The 1,463-nt window shown below is 60.6% G+C and carries 2 protein-coding genes; both read right to left on the bottom strand.

Annotation, left to right across the window (positions count from 1 at the left end):
* Positions 1-133 precede the first annotated feature (133 nt).
* Positions 134-514 carry a DsrE family protein gene (locus AC11W3_RS16805; RefSeq protein ID WP_484093392.1) on the bottom strand — a complete coding sequence of 127 codons (381 nt, stop codon included), beginning with the start codon at positions 512-514 and terminating at the stop codon, positions 134-136.
* Between the two features lie 222 nt (positions 515-736).
* A partial coding sequence (locus AC11W3_RS16800) for an IS630 family transposase (RefSeq protein WP_484093391.1) occupies positions 737-1,463 on the bottom strand: 727 nt, incomplete at its 5' end.

The raw sequence follows: 1,463 nt of genomic DNA, 5'->3' as shown, positions 1-1,463 counted from the left end.
CCATCTGGCGACGGGGACCCTAGCGTATGCCGGCGGTTATCTGCTTGTTCCTACTGGCCGCGACGACTTCGCCGAGCTCTCACAAAAGCTCTGGCGGAAGTGAGCCCGCCTGAGAGTTGCGGCCCGTCGATCTCTATGACAATGTGATCACCTTCTGGGCCGCTGCCATGGCAGCGATGATATCGCCCATCCCGCCCACCAAGCCCACTTGGCGCTTTTCGCCGATCTGAAAGTGATTCAGGCACGTCTGGCAAATAATCAGGGGAACGCCCCTGGACTCAAATGACTGGAGCAAATCCAGCACCGGCGAGCCCTCGGCAACCAGCCGCACACCCTCCGCGTAAAAGCAAATCGCACGAGGAGACTGAGCACTCTCGAGCAGGAGCGTCAGGAACGTACGCAGCAGCTTGTGCTGAAGCGCAGGCTCGGCATGGCCCATCCCCTCAGAAGTGATGACGAGCACGGTGGTCGTGAAATCGTTGACAGGCTCGGGTGCGAGAGCAGGTTCGGTCATCGCTGGGTTCTCATCGCGAGGCGTCCTGTGTGAAGGCTAGGTAAAGCATAACCGGGTGAGTCCAACCGGAAAAGAAGCGGATCGAGAAAGAGTTTCTCCGCGTCGGCCTTTCCTCATCGCGCTGGCACCCGTCTTGCGTAGAGGACAAGGGTCGAAATCGAGACCATCCACACGGTCCCGTCCGAGGACTCAGGTGATATTGAGGAGGTTCACTAGCGCGGTTTAACCATGGGTTGCACACAGACCGGCGTGCTGAAACCAGCCCATTATGTCTTGAGCAGTCACATGTTCCAAAGCTTGTCCCAAGGCGTCGTAGAGAAACGTTCGCGATCGCGCCGCAACCCGACGCAGGAACTGCTTGGCCTTCGACCACAGCTCCTCGATTGGGGTATAGTCGGAACTGTAGGGCGGCAGAGGCAACACGTCGGCCCCGGCCTGCTTGATCGCTGCCGCCACGCCGGAGGCCAGATGAGGCTTGAGGTTGTCAAACACGACGACATCACCGGCGTGCAACTCCGGCACCAGCACCATCTCCACGTAGGTTCGGAACGCCGCTGTGTCCGTGGCGCCAGGGAACGCCAGTGGTGCCCGCACACCGTCCAGGCCCAACGCGGCGATGACGGTCACCGTCCCCCAGGAAGTGGGCACCGAGCCGATCGCACGTTCACCCCGTGGCGCCCAAGCGTGGGTCGTGGTCATTGCCGTGTTGACCCCGGTTTCATCCACAAAAACCAGCCGTTTTGGCTCGATCTGTCGCACCTTCCTCCGGAACCGCCGTCGCTTCTTCTGGACATCAGGCCGGCTGCGCTCGGCAGCATGCCGGGTTTTCTTCTTGTAGGTCAAACCAAGGCGACGCAGTGTGTTCCAGATCGTCGCCAGCGTGCAGTCAAAGCTGCCTTGCTGCTTCAGCTGCTTCAACGTCGCGTCGTTCTGCTTCCGGACCAACCGC

The sequence above is a fragment of the Geomonas sp. genome (genome assembly GCF_056994735.1).
The sequence above is the reverse complement of the archived record's forward strand: the minus strand, read 5'-3'. Positions and strand labels throughout refer to the sequence as shown.

Bases quoted from the DNA above. Each gene is read 5' to 3' on its own strand.
- AC11W3_RS16805 (WP_484093392.1), bottom strand. From the start codon at position 514: ATGACCGAACCTGCTCTCGCACCCGAGCCTGTCAACGATTTCACGACC.